Source organism: Vibrio sp. 1457 (genome assembly GCF_033340195.1).
GTDB classification, from domain to species: domain Bacteria; phylum Pseudomonadota; class Gammaproteobacteria; order Enterobacterales; family Vibrionaceae; genus Vibrio; species Vibrio alginolyticus.
The window spans coordinates 149,631-164,190 of the sequence record NZ_JAWOWA010000006.1 but is presented as its reverse complement, the minus strand read 5'-3'; the positions used below and the strand labels follow the sequence as shown (position 1 = coordinate 164,190).

At 44.4% G+C, this 14,560-nt stretch carries 13 protein-coding genes; 4 read left to right on the top strand and 9 right to left on the bottom strand.

Annotation, left to right across the window (positions count from 1 at the left end; all coding sequences use genetic code 11):
* Positions 1–204: 204 nt before the first annotated feature.
* The 3 genes from R7Z41_RS08820 to R7Z41_RS08810 all read right to left on the bottom strand — a co-directional run bounded on the left by R7Z41_RS08820 (position 205) and on the right by R7Z41_RS08810 (position 4,936).
* Positions 205–2,535 (bottom strand): putative bifunctional diguanylate cyclase/phosphodiesterase, encoded by a 2,331-nt coding sequence (locus R7Z41_RS08820; RefSeq protein ID WP_005375094.1) that lies wholly within the window; start codon positions 2,533–2,535, stop codon positions 205–207.
* The gene (locus R7Z41_RS08815) at positions 2,532–3,464 is read right to left on the bottom strand and encodes a transporter substrate-binding domain-containing protein (RefSeq protein ID WP_005375093.1); all 933 of its coding nucleotides are present in this window, start codon (positions 3,462–3,464) and stop codon (positions 2,532–2,534) included. Before R7Z41_RS08815 ends, R7Z41_RS08820 begins: the two co-directional genes overlap by 4 nt.
* A gap of 62 nt (positions 3,465–3,526) precedes the next feature.
* Entirely contained in the window at positions 3,527–4,936 is a 1,410-nt protein-coding gene (locus tag R7Z41_RS08810; protein WP_213910488.1) for an aminotransferase class V-fold PLP-dependent enzyme, read from the bottom strand.
* 541 nt (positions 4,937–5,477) lie between these two features.
* Between R7Z41_RS08810 and R7Z41_RS08805 the strand changes: the two genes are divergently transcribed.
* Positions 5,478–5,993 (top strand): superoxide dismutase family protein, encoded by a 516-nt coding sequence (locus R7Z41_RS08805; RefSeq protein WP_104976434.1) that lies wholly within the window; start codon positions 5,478–5,480, stop codon positions 5,991–5,993.
* A gap of 27 nt (positions 5,994–6,020) precedes the next feature.
* Here R7Z41_RS08805 and R7Z41_RS08800 read toward each other — a convergent pair whose 3' ends face one another.
* The 4 genes from R7Z41_RS08800 to R7Z41_RS08785 all read right to left on the bottom strand — a co-directional run bounded on the left by R7Z41_RS08800 (position 6,021) and on the right by R7Z41_RS08785 (position 9,777).
* On the bottom strand, positions 6,021–7,394 hold the full coding sequence (locus tag R7Z41_RS08800) for a sensor histidine kinase (protein WP_053303867.1): 1,374 nt from the start codon (positions 7,392–7,394) through the stop codon (positions 6,021–6,023).
* Positions 7,395–7,510: 116 nt separating this feature from the next.
* A complete protein-coding gene (locus tag R7Z41_RS08795; RefSeq protein WP_041053947.1) occupies positions 7,511–8,242 on the bottom strand; it encodes a response regulator transcription factor in 732 nt (243 codons plus the stop codon).
* Between the two features lie 146 nt (positions 8,243–8,388).
* Positions 8,389–9,084 carry a spondin domain-containing protein gene (locus R7Z41_RS08790; RefSeq protein WP_005443001.1) on the bottom strand — a complete coding sequence of 232 codons (696 nt, stop codon included), beginning with the start codon at positions 9,082–9,084 and terminating at the stop codon, positions 8,389–8,391.
* Positions 9,085–9,093: 9 nt separating this feature from the next.
* Entirely contained in the window at positions 9,094–9,777 is a 684-nt protein-coding gene (locus R7Z41_RS08785; protein ID WP_033906705.1) for a spondin domain-containing protein, read from the bottom strand.
* Positions 9,778–10,328: 551 nt separating this feature from the next.
* Here R7Z41_RS08785 and R7Z41_RS08780 point away from each other — a divergent pair.
* The 3 genes from R7Z41_RS08780 (at position 10,329) to R7Z41_RS08770 (ending at position 12,223) form a co-directional block, all read left to right on the top strand.
* Positions 10,329–10,802, top strand: a complete 474-nt coding sequence (locus tag R7Z41_RS08780; protein WP_225477326.1) for a hypothetical protein — start codon at positions 10,329–10,331, stop codon at positions 10,800–10,802.
* A 77-nt stretch (positions 10,803–10,879) separates the two neighbouring features.
* Positions 10,880–11,809: a LysR family transcriptional regulator gene (locus tag R7Z41_RS08775; protein WP_005375081.1), complete on the top strand. Its 930-nt coding sequence runs from the start codon at positions 10,880–10,882 to the stop codon at positions 11,807–11,809.
* Positions 11,810–11,839: 30 nt separating this feature from the next.
* The gene (locus R7Z41_RS08770; RefSeq protein ID WP_005375080.1) at positions 11,840–12,223 is read left to right on the top strand and encodes a VOC family protein; all 384 of its coding nucleotides are present in this window, start codon (positions 11,840–11,842) and stop codon (positions 12,221–12,223) included.
* 51 nt (positions 12,224–12,274) lie between these two features.
* Here the strand turns inward: R7Z41_RS08770 and R7Z41_RS08765 are convergent, their stop codons facing one another.
* Both R7Z41_RS08765 and R7Z41_RS08760 read right to left on the bottom strand, forming a co-directional pair.
* Positions 12,275–13,714 carry a PepSY-associated TM helix domain-containing protein gene (locus tag R7Z41_RS08765; protein WP_225477324.1) on the bottom strand — a complete coding sequence of 480 codons (1,440 nt, stop codon included), beginning with the start codon at positions 13,712–13,714 and terminating at the stop codon, positions 12,275–12,277.
* 415 nt (positions 13,715–14,129) lie between these two features.
* Positions 14,130–14,489 carry a hypothetical protein gene (locus R7Z41_RS08760; RefSeq protein ID WP_080276971.1) on the bottom strand — a complete coding sequence of 120 codons (360 nt, stop codon included), beginning with the start codon at positions 14,487–14,489 and terminating at the stop codon, positions 14,130–14,132.
* Between the last annotated feature and the right edge of the window lie 71 nt (positions 14,490–14,560).

Genomic DNA, 14,560 nt, shown 5'->3' with positions numbered 1-14,560 from the left:
CCTTCCTAGTTATTTTGGCGAGTATTTACTCGTTTAGAATTAGGCTTAGCCTTTATGTGACGGGCGTCACGGGCTATCACTCATCAATTAATTGTAGTGTAATTCAAGGAAGGAGGAAGGATTATACCTTAAGGTGGAAAAGCATTAATGAATCCTAGGCACAAATTCGATTAATGCTTTTCTATGAGTTTGTTATAAAAGGAATTATAGCCAGGTAGGCTTAGCCAAAAGTGCTTCAAAGTCCTTAGCAGGTAATGGTCGGCTATAGTGGAAACCTTGTCCGAACTCACAGTTTAGGTTTTTCAGGTAATCCACATGACGCTGTTCTTCGATGCCTTCTGCGACGATCTTAAGATCCAGCGCTTTTGCCATTGCTATGATTACGTTCACAAGCTCGCGGTCTGAGTCGTTCTCGAACATATTTTGCATAAAGCTACGATCAATTTTTAAGCGGTCGAACGGAAACTTCTGCAAGTAACTCAGCGCAGAATAACCAGTACCAAAATCATCAATAGTAAGTTTGGTGCCTAACGCTCGTAAGTTATTAAGCATGTCTAATAGCTCAGAATCGTGATTGAAGAGGAGACTTTCTGTCACTTCAATATCGAACTTATCTGACGGAAGACCAGACTCCTCAAGGCTGTGTTTAATAAACGTAAGTAAGCGCTCGCAGTACCTAAATTGAACACTAGAAAAGTTTACAGAAACAAACAACGGAGTCAGACTCTGCCATTGTGCCGCTTGTCGACACGCTTGTTGAATAGCAAACTCACCAATTTGATGAATTAAACCATTTTTCTCTGCAATAGAGATAAACTCTTCAGGGTTTACGAATCCGTACTTGTCATCATTCCAACGCATTAGCGCTTCTGCCCCTACGATTTTACCACTACTCAGCTCAATAATTGGCTGATAATACAGCTCTAACAACTGATTGGAGATCGCACTTCTCAGACGATTTTCCAGATCTAAGTAGCGTTGCAAGTCTTGGTTCATATTATGGTTATAAAAACAAAAGCCATCACGCCCATCTTGTTTCGCCCGATACATTGCCATATCTGCACATGCAAGAAGCTGCTCAGCGTTGTCTCCATCATCCGGGAACACAGACATTCCGACGCTGCTACTCAAGAAGAATTCATGGTTGTTCCAAACAAACGGATCGTTAAACGCCGAAAGTACACTTGAAGCAACTCGCTTTGCAGTATCATTATCAGGCAAATCAGGGATGACGAGTAAAAACTCATCCCCACCAATTCTCGCCAATAAGTCTGTTTTTCTCGCGACTTGATACAGTCGCTGAGCACTGAGTTTAAGGATTTCATCCCCAACAAAGTGTCCCATTGAATCGTTAATCTGCTTAAAGTGGTCTAAGTCGATGAACATCACCAAAACTTTAGACCCACTACGCGATGCCCTAATTAACTCCAAAGCCAATCGCTCGGAACCATAACTACGATTAGGTAAATTGGTTAATGTGTCATATTTAGCTTGGAAGGCGAGTTCTTTTTCAGACGCTTTTCGACGTTCAATTTCGTTCGTTAATTTTTTATTCTGTTGAGAAAGAATATCTTTACGCTTTTTTTCTTCCTCAAGCTTAATTTTCAATTCAATCCTATTATTGTTCGTGATGAATGCATAACATAAAGCAATGACGATCATAACGGCCAGAATACTCAAACCAATAATAAAGAGCCGTGATGTAAATATATCTCTTTCACTCAAAGGCTCGAACCACGCCATCAATTTGAAGTGATGTTTATCCACAGGAACTTCAAAGTAAATTTTTCCGTCTACAGCCTCAGAAACGAAATAATTCTCATCCTTATTGTGAGAAGGTGTTTTATTTATGGTATCCCATACAACCATTTCCACGTCTTTTATTTTTAGCACCATTCGGCTATAACTATCTTCGTGTTCTTGGTTAGTAAGTTGGTCAATAACAATATTCTTATTAAGATCGGCAATTAAAAAGGCAACAGGCTTTCCGGAGAACTTAACTTGCTTAATGACTTGAATGCGAACGTCATCATTGTATCGCGTCGCACAAACCTCTTCGGGATGCCCGTGTTGAGTCATTAAGGTCTGTATGTCCATTTTGTGCTCGGCAAGGTTTTCAGATCCAGTGGTGACAATGGTGACTCCATCACTGCCTACCAGCGTGAGCTTCTTATAGATTTGGCTGCTATTAATTAGCTTACTGTCTATCTTCTCATCGAAGCGACGCTTTAAATTAATTAAACTTGCACCTAACCCATACTCCATTGACATGCCAGAAGCTAAATTACCAAAGAATGTTTGTATTGTTTTATCTGTAGCTAGATTATCAACATCTTCACTCGCTATGGTAAATAAATTATCGAGTGTGCTTGCATAACTTTTTACTTTTAAATCTAGTTCTCTGTATTGAGATTCTTTTAACTTATTTTGACCTACGCTAGTCACAGTAATAAGCATAGCTAAGTAAATTGAAACTAATATTGCGCTTATTGTAATAAATCTTTTACTGGAAAATTTTTTAACGGCCTTATTCATCGGACTTTCTTTTTATCTTCTATAAAGTAATCGTTATAAAAGTAGTAAATAGATGGATAGTATTTTTTTACTAGTTTTTCGTATGAACCGTCTTTTTTTATCGAGTCTAAATAACGATCAAATGCTTTGCGTAATTCAGGGGAATTTTTACGGAATGCAACAGCCATTTTTTGATTTTCAGATATAGGGCCAATGACTTTTATTTCACCCGGCCATTTTTCGAGGGCAATTAGCGTATCCGCAACATCTAATAATGTGCTTTCCGCATCATTTTTCATTATCGCTGGAACCATCTCATTAAGGAGACGCGCCCCATCAGGTAATATAACTTTTGCACCTGTGTCATATAAGTCATAAAGGTTAGGATCCAAGCAAGAATGTTCTAAAGCTAACACTTCGCGACCATCGATCAGCTGCTTGACGTTTTTAACATCTTCATCGACCGACCCACTTGGTTTAATCGGGCTCAGACTAGAGTCGGATCTGGAAACCAACCATACACCTGAAGGAAAATAATCTTGTGAAAAATCGACAACCTCAGAGCGCCAATCAAGAATAGTAACGCCATTTGCGATCAAATCGCCTTCAATTGGAACACTTTCTCCGACAACAGCCTGCTTGTTGTGATATTGCACATTTTGCCCTGTCAACTTACCAACCACGTCGCTCCACTGTGCTGGAACATACTGGTACTGAACACCTAACGACTTGGCAAAACCTTTTATTATCTCTACATCCAAGCCAGTCAAAGTTTCCACTTCACCTTGTTCAATATAGGAGACAAAGTTAGCGTACGGGACACCAATGTGACGCAGTACACCGCGTTCACGGATTTGTTGTAAATCGTCTGACCAAGCGGCAGACGACGCAACAGAGGTAACCATGAGCGCCACCGTCGCTAAAGTTCTTTTGAATGTTATGACTGACATAATAATATCCTTACCTTTCACAAAGCGCCCAATAATGGGCGCTTGAGTGATAAACAACGATGTTAGAACGACGAGTAATACAAATTCGTCATCGCCACTACGAGCCCTTCCACATCTTGTTCGTCATGGAACAAATGCGTAGAGATACGCAGCGCGTAAGTATCAAAGTCATCATCCTTATGCAGCTTAAAGCTAGTCGTACGGATGATGTAACCATACTCTTCACGTAAACGATCTCGGAATTCCGTCAGTATCTCTTCATTAGTTACATCGGGGAACGGGTTAACCGTCGTTAAGCCACTGGTTAAGCCTTCCACGTTTGGTGAATACATTTTGGCTTGTGGTAAGTACTCTTGAAGCAAGGTTTTACATAAACTACCAAGGCTTACAACTCGCTCTTCGATACGGTCTCGACCAATCTCATCCCACATTTTGCAACTATCAACTAGTGCTTGTTTCGCAGGATAGTTATCGTTACCAATGTATTGCATTTGCAGCTGTTTACCTAGGTAATCAGCATGAGAAAGTGAGGAGTTGATCAACCATAACGGGTTCTCTCGGTCACTCCAATACTCATTCAAACGGTTACCGTTATCACGAACATACAGAATACCTGTCGCGCCCGGACCACACTGCCACTTATGACCAGATCCTGCATAGAAATCACAATCCATATCGTGGAAATCAAGGTCAAACATACCGACCGTATGCGCGCCATCAACAAGAGTAGGTACACCATACTCTTTTGCTAAAGCACAAATGGCTTTTGCTGGTAGCGCGGTTCCTGTTTTGTATGTGATATGAGAGAAAACAATTAGGCGAACGTTTTGATTCGCATCAAGCGCGTCTCGGAACGCTTGAATGTAATCTTGCTCAGAAACGTTTTCGGTACCAGTAAATACTGGTAGTTGAATTTCTACCACATCCACACCAAAACGATGTTTCGCTACGTTCATAGGTGATGTTGCAGCAATATGTTCATGGTGTGTCGTTAGAATCACATCACCTGGTTCAAAGTGTAAGCCATTAATGATCGAGCATAAGCCATCAGTAGTGTTGCGGCTGAGAATGATCTCTTCTGGGTTAGCACCAAAACCTGGTGCGACGTCTTTAACCATCTCAGAAACATACGGCCAAGAGCCAAATTTGCCTTTCATATCCCAAGGGTATTTAGCCACCAGCTTGTTGTTATGCTCGTAATCTTCAAGAACATGTTTTGGCATTGAACCTGTTGTACCAATGTTCATGTAAGTGGTTCGTTTATCCAAAACGAACTGTCTTCGCACTTTACGCCAGAAGCGCTTATCGTGTTTTCTACCTAGCCCGCGGCTGCTCCAATCAATTTTCTGTTCTCGTGCTTGAGCTACGCCTGAGAAAGCGGAAGCACTCACACCAGCAACAACAGCTCCTGTTGCGCCTTTCAGAAAATTACGGCGGCTGCTATTAGTCTGAATAGATTCCTTGTCTTTCATCTTTTTCAATCCTTGTCGGAAATTAGCCATATTATTAATTTTAAGTGCGTAACTATCTGTTACTAAAACATTATTACCCATTACAATCAGAGTTTAATTTTTTCCTCTGCCATTAAGTGACTTTAGTTCCAATTTTTTATCTTATTTGATGATATAAGCAACAGTTTGACCACAAATCTATAAACAACAATGTTCACATTAATATATTCGTTAATTTGATTATTCTTTATTGCGGACAATTCCACCAAATTCTTTATAAAACAATTATGAGCTTTGTTATAAAGTCATTAAAAATTTAACTTTGCGTTAATTTAAAAATATTCAGGCTATTTTAAGATTGGCGTCTATTCTTTTTATATCTTAACGATCTCAACATGTTAAGACTAAATAAAAGAAAGCTGATTTCGGATCGAGATATCAGTTTAAGACCATAAAGTGATACACATCACTCTATGACATAAACTCACCGCTCAACAGACATAAGTACAACAGGTTTTCACTAATATGTGCTTGAGCGTACACCCTAAAAGAAGGAGGTCCCATGTTAAAAGGATTGCTATGCATTTCAGTTGCATCCGCTCTTGTCGCCGCCCCTAACGTGCTAGCGAAAACGGTAGAAATGACTGCTCTCAACACCAATGAGAGTGCGGGTACCATTGAGATTTCACAAAGTGATTATGGCGTTGTTTTTACGCCTCAATTATCAGGTTTGTCAGCAGGTGTGCACGGTTTCCATGTTCACACTAATCCATCTTGCGATAGCATAGAAAAGGATGACAAAACCGTATTAGGCGGCGCAGCAGGTGGCCATTATGATCCTAACAACACAGGGAAGCATGGCTATCCTTGGACCGATGACAATCATTTAGGCGACTTGCCTCCACTCTATGTGGACATGGACGGCAATGCCAATCAGCCCGTTGTCGCGCCTCGCCTAAAATTATCAGATTTAAAAGGTCGAGCGTTAATGATCCATGCAGGTGGTGACAATCACTCCGATCACCCAAGTAAGCTAGGTGGTGGCGGCGCTCGCGTCGTATGTGGTGTTATTGAATAAACATTAACTTATGTCTCACACTTCTCTTTAGATTGCGAGAAGTGTGAACTTCTGTTGATATTGAGAGGATGTTGCATTGGTCTCAAGGTAGCTGTGGTGAAGCATTAAGATCGATTGAACAATCTTCGTCCCGATCCCCAAAGAACCGCCCTCCGCTTCTTCCTCGATGTGATTGACGAAGGTAAAGTGGATACGCGACTTATCCTCACTCAAATGTGCTTGGCAATGCACTTCCGAGCCGATTGGGCTGTGGCGCAATGCATTTTCAAGCAGGTTCAATACCAACCGCTCCAATAGCCCCTTGTCACCCACGGTTTGGATTTCGCTATCGATATCCACTTTCAACACCACTTCTTTACGAGAAAACTGGCTCTGCATCGTTTCGGCACATTCTGCCATCAACGCGCCAAGATCTACGGGGCGGTACTCGTAGTTTGGCATTGGAGCTTCTTTGCGCGCGGCGTCTAACAAAGAATGCAATTGAGTTGAGAGCTTCTCACAATTTCGGAAAGCGACGTCAATCAAAGGATCGGATTCCGGATGTTGCAAACGCCACGTTTCCAAATAGCCAAGCACGCTCGATAACGGCGTTTTTAAATCATGGCTAAGCTGCAACAAGCTTTGACGACGATGAGACGATTGATACTCCAACTGTAAAAACTGCTGCTGAATGTGCTTCGCCATCATCTGATAAGAGTGCGCAATCGGCACGAGCTCCGGCACTTGGTGAGTAAAATCAGGTTGCAGGCGGAAATCATGTTCAGCTTGTTGTTGAAGTTGCTTGGTCACACGTTCAATCGGATTCAATAGGCTACGTTTGACCAGCACATAAGCCCCAAGAGCAAAGCCTAAAATGGACACTAAGACCAATCCTGCCAGCGCGATGTAAGGAGTATCGACTTGAGCATTGGCAATGGCGTCATGTCGGGTACTGCCAATCACCACGTAGAGATAACCGATCGTAGAGCCTAATTCTTCTATCGCGGCGACAGAAAAGACTTTGTGCTCACCACGATTACGTGGGTCTTCACCCAAAATAGGAAAAGGTTGGTCATTTAAGAATTGCTTAATGGGATTGAGATCCACCTTCCCCATGATCTCCGCCCCTTCCGGTGCTGCATGGGTGGTGATGTTACCTTGGCTATCGAGGAAGTAGATTTCAAAATCAGGGCCGATCAGCATGAGCGTGTGAAAAATCGACTTGAGCGCTTTCGGATTGTAATCCGTCCCGATCATCAGCGGGTTATCATCACGCATGTGGCTAGCTAGCTCTTTATGCAGGCTTTGTTTAGTGCGTAACTCGATGGTTTCTTTTTGCCAATTGTAAGTCAGTGCAATCACCACCGCCGCGAGGCAGAACCACAAGCTAGTAAATACTACCAAGCGAGATTTGAAGCTCATCCTATCGCCTCCTTAAACAGCGGTGTTTCCGAAACACCCGTGATGATTGAAAAATGACGGTGAAAACAACTGCAGACTTACTGTCTTGGCTTGATGTTTTGACTTACTTTCTTGCATTAGTGTCTTGGTTGAAACTTATACCCAACACCCCAAACAGTTTGAATGAAGTGATGATCAGAATCAGACAACGACAATTTGCTGCGTAAACGGTTAATGGTGCTACACACCGTGTGGTGATAACCAGAATGACTAGTGTTCCAAACGTGATCGAGCAATTCATCTTTACTGTAAACTCTGCCCGGACGAGTCGCGAGAAACTGCAGCAAAGTAAACTCTGTCGCGGTAAGAGTGACGTCTTTGTCGTTTAGGGATACTTGGTGCAACTCCGGAATGATTCTTAGCGGACCAAAATCCATCGCATCGTCGAGGACTTCATTTGCCACCTTTGCTTCTGCGGTTTGGCTGACTCTGCGTAACACGTTTCGCACTCGTGCTTGGAATTCTAATACGCTAAATGGCTTAGTGATGTAGTCATCAACGCCCGCTTCTAAACCGTCAACCTTGTCCATTTCACCGTCTCTGGCTGTCAGCATGAGCACTGGGCTCCAATCTTGTTGCTGACGCAAATAATGGCAAATGTCTAGACCATCACCATCTGGTAAACCTCGGTCAAGGATCAATAAATCAAAGGGTTGTTGCTGGTATTGCGTTTTAGCATCGGCGACATTTGTGGCTCGCGACACTTGGTGTCCTTGAAACTTGAGATGCATCTGAACCAGCTCTGCCAAATCATCGTCATCTTCCACCAACAAGATGTTCGCGACTAAATTGATTGCCTGTTGTTCCATGGTCCTTTCCTTGCCTTCGAGTATCCTCACTTTGCACATGACCGGAACAAATTAGAAATTCTTTCAAAAAAGGTTCCGATGACGCCATGAGGGATAAAGCGCTCGGCTACAAGCGCTTTGGAAAGGAGACGTCATCGGAGCCTGTGTTACTCGACTCGAGTGATGGTGACTTTCGCACCTGGGTTCAAGAAACGATGGTTCGCAGAGAGTGCTGAGTTTGCTAATCCATCATCTTGGCTAACAACACCCGCATGGAATGCAACAACGTCACTGCTGTCATTACGAGCGGCATTGAAACCCTCACCGCCACCTGCTGGGCCCGGAATGGTTGCGGCAAGCTCATCATTCAGTTCCGTGCCGGAATCCCAAACGTTCATGCTCATTTCATAGCTTTCACCCACTGCGAGCGATTTGAGCGATAGCCCCGTTTCACCAACAAAGGCATCATTGGTATTCACAAACATAGACGCCACAGACAAGTAACCGTAACGACTAGGGTCAACCGTGATGGTGACTTCGTCCGATGCACCCGGCAACACCAATCCATTGCCCGAAATGCCTTGGTAAACACTGTCATTGCTGTTCATCAACTCAATCAGCTCAGCGTTACTCCCGCCTTCGGCAAGATGCTCAAGTTCAACAGATGCGGCTTGTCCAATTTCAAACAGTTGGTAGTCACCATTGTGAGTGAGTACCGCGAGCGGAGACATAGGTTGATTCGCAGTCAAGTTCGCCACGTTGACGGTGTAGCGGTACGATTTCACTACATCGTTATCATCATCGCTTGGACAACCGGCGAGCAAGCCGACTGAAGCTGCAACTAGTAAGATTCTGTATTTCATACATCCCCCTTACTTCACAACGATTGTGATGGTTGCAACTGGGTTTAACCAACGATGGCTGCTGCTGTCTAGGTCACTGATGCCGCCGGCTGGATCGCTATCACCAAGGTTACCCGGATGCACGTGAACTTTGTCGTTAGTTACCGTTGCTTCAACGCCTGTGCCGCCAGTACCAAAGGTAATGAAAGGTGGGTTTGGCATGCTAGACGCAAGTTCATCGTTCGCTTCTGTACCGGCATCGTAACTTCTTAGCGTTGCTCGGTATGTACCCGCTTCCGTTGGAATCTTCCAGCTATCTAGACCGACGAAACCATCATTGGTTGGCAGCAACATCGCGCTCAGAGAAAGATAACCGTGGTCGCCACTATCCAAGGTGAAGGTGGTTGCAACACCTGGATTCAAAATGCCACCAGCAGGGTTCTCAACCACCGCACCACCAGCGTTACCAATCACACTAGCAAGCCCAGAGATATCACCACCTTCTGCCATTGCTTCTAGTTCTGGCGTTGCTGCTTGACCCGTTCTGAACATTTGAAGATCAGAGCCATGTGCAGCAACAATAAGTGGCGTAAAGTAGATGCCTTTGGTTGCGTTTGTCACGGTGATTTCCAATTCCGCCGCATTCACTGATGCAGAGCCTAGTGCCATAGCGACTGAAGTCATGACGAGTCCGAGTTGGGTACGTTTTTTCATTGTGATTCCATCCTTTAATGAGGGTTGAACTACCCAAGCCCATGTGTACGGCTTTACTTCTTTGTTCGTGACTTGAGTAGGTTAAGCATTACGTTTCGAACGTTTTGCGTTCTTGCCTCTAAGAATGACGAGCAAATCTATCAGCAACTTCATCGAATTCTCATAAAATTCTCACAAGTTCTGTTCGAATTCTGTCAGCAGCACTTTTTTATTTATACTCAAGTAACCTCGAGATGCTTGGTTCAGCGAGGATGACTTGGTTTGAAGGCGAGGCAACAATTTGAAAATCTAGTGGTTCTAAATCGAAAATTGTTAACGAAGCATGCGAACCAAGGCAACTCGCCCTTTGGGAGCGTGCCACTGAAGCAATTTCTTCGTCAAACAACTTGGAAAGAGCTCGCTATTCCGCTTCGTTGTTTTCCTTGAACTTGAATCAGTGACAACGCTCTGAACCATGTATCTTGAAGTCACTTGAGTATATTCAGGTATTTACACTTCGCGCTTTCCCCTCCTAAAATGCAGTATTCCCTGTTTAAATCACGATTCTCACCATGATTCATAACGTTCTGTCTGCCTACTATGGCGAAATTTACGGCATCGCTTTTTTCAACCACTACTTGAGCCATTACGCCCAAAGTGAACAACAAACACTGTGGAAAACCTTGATTGAAGTGGAAGAACTCACCGCAGAAAAGCTCAAACCTGTACTGCTGACAAATGGCATGGATATCGAAAGCCGACACCAAGAGATGTTTGATAAAGGCTTGGCAGATGCAACCAAGTGGATTGGTTTACCATGGCAAGAGTTGGTGGCGACTCTTCTGAAGTGGGTAGAACCTTATGAGGTCAAGTATCGAGAGTGGTATGAAGAAGTGAAAGCTTCACAGCAGTATTCAATCGCTGAGCGAGAAGCTATCGAGTTAATTGCAGACCATGAAACGGCCATTTATCACTGTTGGCAGCAATACCATACTGGTGAATCTGGCTTGCCTGCACTCAATGCATTTTTGGCAAAATATCGTTAAAGCGAGACGGTGACACTTGAACCTCGTGAAACCGTACCAGACAATATCGTTATTCCGCTGCGCAGAACTGAACAATTATGGTTAATCCAAAACTCATTGCCCTACTTCCTGATCTTGCTTCGTTTATCCTAGTGGTAAACGAAGGCAGTTTTACCGCTGCAGCCAAACAACTCGGCGTAACGCCATCGGCTTTGAGTAAGTTGATCACACGGTTGGAACAAGCCCTCTCGGTCAAACTGTTTGAGCGTACGACTCGTAAGTTGATCATCACTCAAGCTGGGCAAAAGGTTTACGACCAAAGCATTGCAATGGTAAATGCCGCGCAGCAAGCCGTTGAGCTATCTGCGGAAGATCATGCCGAGCCAACAGGCGCACTCACTGTGGCAGCCCCTGAAGCATTTCTTAATTCGGTGCTTCAACCGTTTGTGTTGCCATTCCTAGAACGTTATCCAAATATACAGCTTAAGCTGCGTGCAGCAGATGGTGAGATCGATCTGTTCCGCCAAGGTATTGATGTCGCCTTTAAGCTCACCGACAAACCCGATGAGAATCTAGTGCTCAAAGAGATCAGCAAGACCAATCTCGTTTTATGTGCCTCTCCAGATTACCTAGCCAAACATGGTATGCCTGAGCACCCAACCGAGCTTGAGCAGCACGATTGTATTTACCTTGCCGAGAACGACAAAGACAACATCTGGTCATTCTTTAAAGAAGAAGCGTTCCACTCCATTGCCGTAAGTGGACGCTACGCCGTCAACCATTCTCAAATGCGCTTGAACGGGGTTAAGTCTGGCTTGGGAATTGGGATCTTCCATGACTTCGTGATCAAAGACGCATTAGAGCAAGGGGAAGTGGTTGAGGTTCTGTCGGATTGGATGATTAAGAGTAACTACCACGGCGCTATCGCGATGCAGTATGCACAAACCAAATACATGCCTGCTCGCCTGCGTGTGTTTATCGACTTCGTTAAGGAGCATTTAGTCTCCGAGGACACTAACCATGCTTGAGGATACGAGCCATGCTTGAAGAGGCTAACCATGTTTAATGCTATTCATCACGTCGCGATCATTTGCAGCGACTACCCAAGATCAAAACGCTTTTACACTGAAGTGTTGGGATTAAAAGTCATTGCTGAAAACTATCGTGAAGCCAGAGACTCCTACAAGCTTGACCTCGCTTTACCTGACGGCAGCCAAGTGGAACTGTTTAGCTTTCCGGGCGCACCAGAGAGACCGAGCTTTCCTGAAGCACAAGGGCTACGACATCTCGCGTTTTTGGTTGATAATGTTGAGCAAATAAAAGCCTACCTAGAATCGAATGACGTTGAAGTTGAGCCAATTCGTATTGACGAATTCACAGGCAAAGCCTTTACCTTCTTCCAAGACCCAGATGGCTTGCCGCTGGAGATTTACCAGAAATAAAAAGAGCCAGCACTTCGCTGGCTCTTTTACTATTTCATTCTTTGTCTGTTACTAATTCAACGCCGTTTTCAGCTTCTCAACGCGGTTGAACAACAGCCAATCCAGTGCGAGAACCGTAACAATTGCCAAACCGCCCATCGGGAACGCCAGACACAATATCACCAGCGTTACTAAGCCAAGCTTCCAAATACCGCCCTGCTGAAACTTAGGTGGCGCGCCCAATGTGGCACTGCGACTTGGTCTACGAATCCACCACATCACCACACCTGTAATTGAGATTAAGATGAACGCCAAACAGAACACCACGTTGAGCACTTTGTTAAGCACACTGACATCACCTTGATGCAATGACACACCTGCCGCCATGAACTTGGCAAACAAACTGTAATCTTGCCACGTGACGTCCACCAACAAGCGACCGGAATATTGGTCAAAGTGGCTGGTGCGATCTTGTCTTGGGTCGGAAATATCGCCACCCATAGAGTTAGCTGCAACGGTGTAAACGCCCGTCTCAGAGCGCGGCAAAAACAACTTATAACCAGTGAAGCCCAACATTTCAGCCTTGAGGATGATATCATCAATAGAGAGCGCATCATGGCTGCCTGCGTATGCCATCTCTTCCTTCATGTTGGCATGATCATGAGCGGGTTTGTCTTTCGACTCTGGCACAGCAGCGAGCTCTAAGTTCCATGGCATCTCTTCTGAAGCACCGTGGTTAAGATCTTTATGTGTCAGTGTGGATTCCGGTTTCTCACCCCATGTATAATAGGTTGGGAAGGTATTCCAAGCTTGCACCATTTTCGCACCCCAGATCCCTGCCCAAGATAAACCTGAAATCAAAAAGAACAACAGAACAATCGACAGCACACCACCTAAATTCGCATGCAGGTCACGCATCAAAATCCGAGGGCCATTGTTAAAGCGAATTTTCAAAAAGCCAGCGCGGCTTGCGTTGTCTCTCGGTACCCAAAGGTACAAACCAGACACCAATAGCAAAATCCCCAAACTTGCGGCGATTTCAATCAAACGGTCGCCTAGGTCGCCGATGAGCAACGTGCCGTGAATGCTGTTCATCAGTTCATAGATGCTATCACCACGATTAATGGTGCCTTGTACGTCTCCTGTGTAAGGATTTACTGCAACAATCAGAGAGCTGCCTTCTTGGTTTTGAATCGAGAATCGGTTGGCAATATCGGCCGTTTTGGCAGGTACAAATTGGGTGACATTAAAATCGGGATACGCCTGCTTTACGGTTTCTAATTGTGCAGAGACAGGAACCATTTGCTCTTGTGGTGAAACCTGTAATGTCGCTTCGTATCGAGCCAGTTCGATTTCATCATCAAACAACATCACCAACCCCGTTAGGGAAAGCATCAGCATAAATGGAATGACGAACAAACCTGCGTAAAAGTGCCATCGCCACGTCATAAAGTAGATGGATTTTGCGCGTGAGGCTTCCTTGAGTTGAGGCTTTGCCGAGTTTCTCAACATGTGTATTTTCCTTTTTTCATTGTTGAACACCCAAATGCAGCCAAACGCATCCTGCACATACACATTCGTATGCGGCGTTATTTGACTTAGATTTGGGAGTACCACTGCTCGAAGTGGCAGTGTTGCTGACTATATACCCAAGTGACTTCAAGATGCTGGATTCAGAGCGTTGTCATTGATTCGAGTGCAAAGAAAACAACGCTGTGTAATAGACCACTCTTTCCAAGTTGTTTGAAGCAGCAATCGGAGCAATGACACGCTCCCGAAGGGCGAGTTGCCTTGGCTTGTATACTTTGTTGTCGATATCTTGATCTAGACCCACTAGACCTTTAAATCGCCGCCGCGTCTACAAACCAAGTCATTCTCGCTGAACCAAGCATCTCGAGGTTACTTGGGTATCGTGTAATTGTTTTCGTTATGAGAAAAGGGAAACCGGCGGCGCTCTAGGAACTGGTGTTTCAAATCGCACACTTAGAGCCAAATAAGCGTAGCTGTCAGAAGTCACCAAGCTCTGTCTTGAAAGTATCGGTGTCGTTGGAAGTGTATCGTGATGAAAAGTCGAGAAGTGGCTAAACGGACAAGGCTTACCTTTGTGGCTAACCGAATTGTCGCCCTCTTCTATTTGAACCAATTCAAAACCGTTAAGCGTACATAGCGTCGCCCACACGCCCATGCTGTTACCATGAGCATTGATAACAGGCATCAGCGTCACTAGCACCCAACTGAGAGCACTAGCAAATAACATTGAGCGGTAAAAAGGAATTAATCTACGCATAACGGTGACTTAACAAATTTCACACAGCGTAACCAATTCTGAGTGGTAGCTCAAAAACAGGATCAATAAGT

Bases quoted from the DNA above. Each gene is read 5' to 3' on its own strand.
- R7Z41_RS08795 (WP_041053947.1), bottom strand. From the start codon at position 8,242: ATGGAACAACAGGCAATCAATTTAGTCGCGAACATCTTGTTGGTGGAA.
- R7Z41_RS08820 (WP_005375094.1), bottom strand. From the start codon at position 2,535: ATGAATAAGGCCGTTAAAAAATTTTCCAGTAAAAGATTTATTACAATA.
- R7Z41_RS08810 (WP_213910488.1), bottom strand. From the start codon at position 4,936: ATGAAAGACAAGGAATCTATTCAGACTAATAGCAGCCGCCGTAATTTT.
- R7Z41_RS08785 (WP_033906705.1), bottom strand. From the start codon at position 9,777: ATGAAAAAACGTACCCAACTCGGACTCGTCATGACTTCAGTCGCTATG.
- R7Z41_RS08775 (WP_005375081.1), top strand. From the start codon at position 10,880: ATGGTTAATCCAAAACTCATTGCCCTACTTCCTGATCTTGCTTCGTTT.
- R7Z41_RS08770 (WP_005375080.1), top strand. From the start codon at position 11,840: ATGTTTAATGCTATTCATCACGTCGCGATCATTTGCAGCGACTACCCA.
- R7Z41_RS08790 (WP_005443001.1), bottom strand. From the start codon at position 9,084: ATGAAATACAGAATCTTACTAGTTGCAGCTTCAGTCGGCTTGCTCGCC.
- R7Z41_RS08780 (WP_225477326.1), top strand. From the start codon at position 10,329: ATGATTCATAACGTTCTGTCTGCCTACTATGGCGAAATTTACGGCATC.
- R7Z41_RS08800 (WP_053303867.1), bottom strand. From the start codon at position 7,394: ATGAGCTTCAAATCTCGCTTGGTAGTATTTACTAGCTTGTGGTTCTGC.
- R7Z41_RS08760 (WP_080276971.1), bottom strand. From the start codon at position 14,489: ATGCGTAGATTAATTCCTTTTTACCGCTCAATGTTATTTGCTAGTGCT.
- R7Z41_RS08765 (WP_225477324.1), bottom strand. From the start codon at position 13,714: ATGTTGAGAAACTCGGCAAAGCCTCAACTCAAGGAAGCCTCACGCGCA.
- R7Z41_RS08815 (WP_005375093.1), bottom strand. From the start codon at position 3,464: ATGTCAGTCATAACATTCAAAAGAACTTTAGCGACGGTGGCGCTCATG.
- R7Z41_RS08805 (WP_104976434.1), top strand. From the start codon at position 5,478: ATGTTAAAAGGATTGCTATGCATTTCAGTTGCATCCGCTCTTGTCGCC.